The sequence below is a fragment of the Prevotella sp. Sow4_E9_plate genome, assembly GCF_052116205.1.
GTDB lineage: Bacteria > Bacteroidota > Bacteroidia > Bacteroidales > Bacteroidaceae > Prevotella.
This window is the reverse complement of record NZ_JBQKLN010000006.1, coordinates 113,008-120,465: the sequence shown is the minus strand read 5'-3', so window position 1 is coordinate 120,465 and position 7,458 is coordinate 113,008. Positions and strand designations below refer to the sequence as shown.

Genomic DNA, 7,458 nt, shown 5'->3' with positions numbered 1-7,458 from the left:
CATACCTTCCCTGGAGCGAATGGGCTATCACATCGACCACCGTCAGATTCATCTGATGGGGCTTTCAAATGGAGGTAGTGCGATAGTGGCAACCATGCACTCATCCCATGCAAAGGATTTCAAGAGTCTGACATCTATCTCCTGTAATCTTGGAGGATTGAGGAAGGTGCCATGTAGAATCAATCTGATTGGTGGCGGTCAGGATCATTCTTCACGTTTGATGCCAAGCCAGGCCAGCAGGCTCAGCAAGATGGGCGTCCATACAGGGCTGTTCTTTGTTCCTGAAGAAAACCATTATGTCTTGGTAAACAGGCGCAATGAGATTATCGAGTTTCTCAAGCTGCAGATGAATCTGACTTGCGTCAGGGAATAGTAAAGTCAAAGTTTAGATTATGCACAAGTTCATTATGAAAAAGTTTTTAATCATATTGGGTATCCTACTCCTGCTTGTCATCGGTGTTCTTTTCGTTCCACCTATTTATAATAGGTTCACAAAACCGTTTTTTAAGAATACGGTGGATGCTAAAGAGTGGTATCATCAGGTAGATTGTGAGAACCTGACGCAAGTAAGAGATTATTGCGCCAGACGAGGATACAGTACGGATTACTATATCCTAGTGGATTTCTCCAAACCATCTGGCAAGAAGAGGTTCTTTATCTATGATTTGCAGCGTGGCAAAAGACTGATGAGCAGCTATTGCATGCATGGAAGTGGTAAGGGAAATACAGCAGCGCAACCAAAGTTCAGTAATAACTCTGGAAGTGGATGCACGAGTCTTGGAAGATATGTCATGATAGGAAAAGGTGGAATGAAGTTCAAGAACTGCGTTCGCCTTCGAGGGCTCGACAAGAGCAATTATCTGGCAGAAGCCCGCGGTATCCTGATCCATTCTGCTGGCAAAGTGACAAGATTCTCCGGTGAGAAGGAGTATATTCCGCTGGGAACAGAGAGTCGTGGCTGCTTTACTGTATCAAGGAGCTGCGTAGAGAAAGTGATGCAGATATACAAGGAATCTTCTAGGAGAAGACCGGTATTGATTTATGCAAAATACAAATAAAAAGAATATTCTATGAAGAAGTTATTGCTGTTTATAGCTGGAATCTCAATCTTGTTTTTAGCAGGTTGTTACAATGGAAATCAGAGCCATGGCAATGAAATCATGGGAGACAGCCTCCCTGCAGATCCTCCATTGGGTTATGTCATAGAGTTAAAGCCTTTGGGAAATTTCTCACATCAGGAGGCAGAACAGTTGAGAGAAGAACTCGTGAAGCAATTGGGTATCATTCTCTATACGAAACCAAAGGCTTGGGTGGAGGCATCTGTATTTGTTGGAGACAAGAAAGAAATACCTGCCTCATGTCTCTACAAACCAAGAAACAGGTATTGGGCTGGGGGAATCCTGAAAATGTTGCATGAAGAGCATGGAGGTAATGATGAAATCGTAACGATAGGTTTAACGCATCGAGACATCTCTACTTCTATTCACGGACAATACAACTATGGAATCATGGGATTGAGTTTCCGGCCAGGTGACGCCTGTGTGGTTTCAACCTTCCGATTGAAACGAAAGGATGACTTATGGAAAGTAACAATCCATGAATTCCTGCATTCTCGCGGCTTGCCGCATTGCAAGACGAATGCCCCTAAGTGTCTGATGCAGGATGCCCATGGCAAGAATACTTTCTACATGAAAAACGGACTGTGCCAAGATTGCCAAAAGTCATTGAAAAACATTATTGACAATCAATGAGAGTCCAAACCAACCAAGATTTTGCTTATAATTTTGTCGCAGGAGTGCCATAATAACCATACAGAACCCAAAATACAAAGTAAACTATCATAACTATACATTCAACTATCTAAGAACTGATAAGGTCTATTCTTAGGGTATGCCCCATTTTGGTGTACCCTAAAGAATGGACTGCTCAAAAGCAAGCATATCAAAAACTAAAAAATCCCCACTGAAACAATCACTCCATATCCATGAAAGAACCTCAACCAAGTGAAGAATAAAGAACCTTTGGCCAGATGTAAGAGTATGAACACTACACCTACTTAGTTGAGAAGTGACACAGCTCTTTCCCAAACCAAAGGTAGAAAGGCTGATGTAAGCAACAAGGTTAGTGCTCGTTTGCCACTATGCAAGTATATCCTACATTTAGTCGTATACACTTGGGAGCAACCTTTCTTAAATGCAGTTGGCACTTCTCAGTCAGCCCAATTCCGGCCAATATCCAACTGCCATGCAAAACATTGGTGGACAAAGTAGGAACGTAGCTATGACCTTCCACCGCAATCCAACGTTTCACATGTAAACCACCGATGGACGAAATTTCCATCATCAGTCCTTCAAATAATGAAGCCGCCAGTCTCGATTTTTCTGCTCTTGATAGTTGACAGTTGCAAAGATACAACATTCTTTGAAATCACAACACATTAAAGCGTTAATCTTTTGTTAATATTTGAATATCCCTTTTGGATTATATCAATAGATCAATGTATTAAGCAGAAAAACGCCATCGATAATAAAATACATAGGAACTATCAAACAGAGATAATCCCTTATTGTAGTGGACGATGGTCTCGTACTCACTACACGTCCAATGTCCAGGGAGCTAACAGACGAGTCTTAATCCTTGTTGTAGTGGACAATGGTCTCGTACAGGGTGAGCAATGAAAGAACTTAAAGTTGGAGAAAGAGTGTCTTAATCCTTGTTGTAATGGACGATGGTCTCGCACTAATTTTTATCGCATCAAACCAGAACCAAAGTACCGGTCTTAATCCTTATTGTAGTGGAAGATGGTCTCGTACATGCAGGACGGAAACCACCTGCTCATCATGCATGAGCAGTCTTAATCCTTGCTGTAGTGGACGATGGTCTCGTACTTATACTTAGTACATCGAGCACATGTTCGGATATGCTGTCTTAATCCTTGTTGTAGTGGACAATGGTCTCGTACAGTAACAACTTAGTTGATGCTCTTGAAGAATTTGATGTCTTAATCCTTATTGTAGTGGAAGATGGTCTCGTACTTATGGTACTCCAGTAGTATCAGAAGTTATCAGAGTCTTAATCCTTATTGTAGTGGAAGATAGTCTCGTACTTTTAGGACTGGAGAAGATGTTTAAGGCTGACTTGTCTTAATCCTTATTGTAGTGGAAGATAGTCTCGTACGATTTGTGTTATACCTATTCAGATGGACTTCTTTAGTCTTAATCCTTATTGTAGTGGAAGATAGTCTCGTACAGTTTGCTAGTAGGTGCAACCATTGGTGTTACTATCGAGTCTTAATCCTTATTGTAGTGGAAGATAGTCTCGTACTCATCAATGAAGCTGATACTGAACTCGGTGACGACATGTCTTAATCCTTATTGTAGTGGAAGATAGTCTCGTACCCGGAGATACTTTCTTTCTGTAGGTATCCGGGTCTTAATCCTTATTGTAGTGGAAGATAGTCTCGTACTCCTCAATTTCGGCCATCTGATACGCTATTATGTGTCTTAATCCTTATTGTAGTGGAAGATGATCTCGTACTACTGATGAATTTACTATAAATACTCCTAATAAAAAGTCTTAATCCTTATTGTAGTGGAAGATGGTCTCGTACGCACCGCTAAGAAGTGGTTTGAGTTGTTCGGAAAGGTCTTAATCCTTATTGTAGTGGAAGATGGTCTCGTACATCACGTGGAGCGATTTTACAAGCTGCACAGATCTATGGGTCTTAATCCTTATTGTAGTGGAAGATGGCCTCGTACTATTGTACTAATAGTTATCCTTGGATGGGTCATCTTGGTCTTAATCCTTATTGTAGTGGAAGATGGCCTCGTACTTATATAAAGCTCCATGCAAAGGTAGGATGATGGGTGTCTTAATCCTTATTGTAGTGGAAGATGGCCTCGTACTCCAGGTGAAAATCTTGAAAAACATGCATGCAATAGTCTTAATCCTTATTGTAGTGGAAGATGGCCTCGTACTCGACCTTATAAGACATTATTGATTATCAATAAGTTAAAGAACTCTGCTAAATAAACATTCACCTTTCTTAACTAAAAATTAACTATTTCTTAGCGGGTGCAAAGGTACGACTTTTTTTCGAGATATGCAAGCCAATTATTCTTAAATATTTAGCCATTTCCAACCCGAAAATTAAGCTCCATTAACCATTGTATGCTCTTCGGTATAGGCTACAAAATCAACAATCAACAAAAAGAAACGCCAAACAATAAGCAAGTCGCCAAAAAGAGCATGAGAAAGGTACTCAAAAATTCACTTTGCAGAAACTTCTTTCACGTCCCCAGCCCTCCTATTTGTCAAACAACAAACAGTATAAAAATCCAATAAATAAAGGAAAATGCATGAGTCCTGCATATAACTGAAAGTATACAAACACAAGAAAAATGAGCCAGTGAAATATCTTTTCACTATATACCCTTACCTTTGCACCCAGAAAACCAAAGCACCTATGGTTAAAGTTAGGAGCACAACAAAAGAATAAAGACTATGAATACAATGATCAAGAACATTTTAACTAGTTGGGAATCTTCCCTCATCCGCTTCCAAAAGATTGACTGCTGGAATTACTCTGAGAATCTGGCAACATTGGGATGGTACCTACATAACAATGACTGTACAATAGAAGAGTACTACCTGATCAAGTACATCAGAGACAGCATCATCGGAGTGAACTTCAACGTCAAGAACGTAATCAATGCCATCCAAAAACTCATGAACCTGGAAGCAGCAAAAGAGAAAGACCTCACAACCATGCTAGTAAAAATGGATGGAAACAGAGTTGTCCTGAATGGTCAGGATGTACGCTTCAAGAAAGAGACCGAGAAAATCTTCAAGGAGAAGCTCAAGTTCAAGAAAGGAATGCTGCTCCGAAACTTCGACATTGAGACGGAAGCTCCACATGACTCCAAAAAGGTAAGACGCATCGTGGAGAAGAGAATGTGCCAGGCCTATCACCGGATGCACAAGAAGGATGAAGGCTACAAAACCAGCAACAGAGAGAAGTACTGGATGGACAGAGCCACCGCCTTCCAACTGTACAACATCGGACAGAAGGAAAAGACTAGAAACACAAGAAGAGGCGAGTCCACCCACTGGAAATGGAAGAAAGATCCTATCACCAATGAATTAGTCCTCAAAAAGAAGATGGGGTACAAAAACGAAGAATCTGCACAAAAGGCTATAGCCCAATGGAAGATTAATCACCCATATGATTCCAGAGAGATGACAGCTTACAAGTGCAACTACTGCAACAAGTGGCATATCGGGCACAAATCCAACTTTCAGAATCATCCAGCAATAGATTCCATGATTCCCCAAATGCAGACTTGTTGCTAAGCAATGAAAAAGAACAAAGAGAAATATGTGGAGTATTCTTGCCAGCGTTGCCAATGTAACAGGAATCAGTGACTATAGCCATCTTCCATGTTCACCAAAGCAAATGAGACATTAAGCTGGAGCCAACCAATGCGTTTGATTCAAGCCGAATGCATTGCAATTGGTTCGCTCAACATACGAGCAAAACCACTCTATTGGGGTGATATTTACCTTTTTGGAATACCAAGAATAAAATTATCACCTCAAATAGTATTTTCTCGAAACATTTTGTTACCTTTGCAACAGAATAAACAACTACATCGTTAAAGATGTCCATATATAGATCAAGCACAGTATTCATATATACTGTAGATGCTGTAATTTACAAAGTTACAGAACCTACACGACTTGGCCAACTCTTAATATAAATAATTAATAATCAATTAATTACAAGTAAAACAAAGAATAAGAAAATGAATTATTTCAAATTGTTTGCCACTTTAGTAAAGGCTATGGTGAAGTCTTTGAGTACTCGACAGTATGTTCTTACTTCCGAAAAAGAGAGTGATAACCTTTGGTATATTAAAATGCCTTGGGCTGGACATCATCATAACTTGCAGATGGTTGCAGGAGCTAACCATCTGTTGGAGACTTTCAAGTCTAGATTGGTCACTGTACGTGTATCTTACGAACAGAAAGAATCTACTGATATCTGTCTTACCAGACAATACTACAGAATCTTTGGTGGTGCTACCTACAAGGTTTCCAATTTAGAGGGATTCACAAAGGAGGTTTGGATTTGCCCGGTTACTTTGTTCGTACTTGGTAAATATCCAAAACGAATTTATGTCTCTAACTCTCAGAAGTAACATCGTACATAAACAGGAGAGAATAGTCTGCAATGTTTACCTTTCAAGGGATAATGGTATTAATAGATAACTAAAAGATAATAAAATGAGTAAGGAAGTAAAGATTTCAGTTATCAAGTTTGAAATGGTCAACGGTAAGAAGACCTATAAGTCGTTTACCTTTAAGTTGAATCCAAAGGAAATGGCAAAGTTCAAGACCGAGGCAACGGTGAAGAAAAAGGTGGCAGAATACGTGGCGAAAAGTGGCGTATATAAGCCTTCTGAACTTCAGAACTTAAAATACGACATGAAAGAGTTCCTGGAGGAATGGAAAAAGATGGTCCCTGTGGTGGAAGCTGAAGAGCTTGCGAAACTGGATAAGTCACCGAATAATCCAGAAACTCGCGTTACCCCTCATCTCATCAGCCGTCTTGCTGCCGGTGAAATCTTTGTATTCGGCTCCAACGCCATGGGACATCATGATGGTGGTGCGGCAAAGACTGCCCTGGAGAAGTTCGGTGCCATCAGAGGTCAGGGACATGGTTTGCAGGGAAAGAGTTACGCCATCGATTCAATGAGTGGTATGGAAGCTATGAAAAAGGATGTGGATGAATTCATCGAGTTTGCTAAGAATCATCCTGACAAAACATTCTTTGTGACATTGATTGGTTGCGGTATCGCCGGATATTCTCCAAAAGAAATGGCTCCTCTGTTTGAAAGATGCTACGATCTTGAGAATGTGTGCCTTCCTTCTGAGTTCTGGGACATCATCGGATGGCCTAAGGTTCAGCAGCCACACTATGATCTCTTACGTTTCCTGGATGCCCAGGAGTTTGCCTATACCCAGGCTTTGAGAGAACTGAAGGAAGGACGAAAGCAAAGCCATTGGATATGGTATATCTTTCCACAGCAGAAAGGACTCGGTCATAGCTACAACGCAAACTACTATGGTTTGGATGGCGAGGGTGAAGCCAGAGCCTATGTTGAACATGAAATCCTGGGTGAAAGACTCCGTGAATGCTGCAAGGCGCTCCTGCTCCATAAGGGTAAGGACATCGAATACATCATGGGAAGCGGAGTTGATGTGATGAAGCTCAACACCTCTATGAATCTCTTCAATAGAGTAAGTCCGAATGATGTGTTTGAGGAAGTTTTGGATGTTTTCTTTTAAAAATAAAATAATGACAAAGGTAACTCTTGGACGTTTTAGCGTATGAAGTATTTGGAAATGATGTAATCAAATTTCGCTCTTGTATGCTATTATTTAATGCACAATGTA

At 40.5% G+C, this 7,458-nt stretch carries 5 protein-coding genes, 1 pseudogene and 1 CRISPR repeat array; all 6 genes and pseudogenes read left to right on the top strand.

Features of this window, described 5'->3' with window-relative positions; translation table 11 throughout:
* Positions 1-373, top strand: a pseudogene (locus ACTQ53_RS04145) (hypothetical protein); the annotation flags it as partial.
* A 34-nt stretch (positions 374-407) separates the two neighbouring features.
* The gene (locus ACTQ53_RS04140; protein ID WP_441932167.1) at positions 408-1,058 is read left to right on the top strand and encodes a murein L,D-transpeptidase catalytic domain-containing protein; all 651 of its coding nucleotides are present in this window, start codon (positions 408-410) and stop codon (positions 1,056-1,058) included.
* 12 nt (positions 1,059-1,070) lie between these two features.
* Positions 1,071-1,751 (top strand): hypothetical protein, encoded by a 681-nt coding sequence (locus ACTQ53_RS04135; protein ID WP_441932166.1) that lies wholly within the window; start codon positions 1,071-1,073, stop codon positions 1,749-1,751.
* Positions 1,752-2,627: 876 nt separating this feature from the next.
* A CRISPR array of direct repeats spans positions 2,628-3,977; the repeat unit is 37 nt; unit sequence GTCTTAATCCTTATTGTAGTGGAAGATAGTCTCGTAC.
* A gap of 526 nt (positions 3,978-4,503) precedes the next feature.
* A complete protein-coding gene (locus ACTQ53_RS04130; protein ID WP_441932165.1) occupies positions 4,504-5,352 on the top strand; it encodes a hypothetical protein in 849 nt (282 codons plus the stop codon).
* 452 nt (positions 5,353-5,804) lie between these two features.
* On the top strand, positions 5,805-6,200 hold the full coding sequence (locus tag ACTQ53_RS04125) for a DUF6717 family protein (protein ID WP_441932164.1): 396 nt from the start codon (positions 5,805-5,807) through the stop codon (positions 6,198-6,200).
* An 85-nt stretch (positions 6,201-6,285) separates the two neighbouring features.
* Positions 6,286-7,350, top strand: a complete 1,065-nt coding sequence (locus ACTQ53_RS04120; RefSeq protein WP_441932162.1) for an A1S_2505 family phage non-structural protein — start codon at positions 6,286-6,288, stop codon at positions 7,348-7,350.
* The last annotated feature ends 108 nt before the right edge of the window (positions 7,351-7,458 follow it).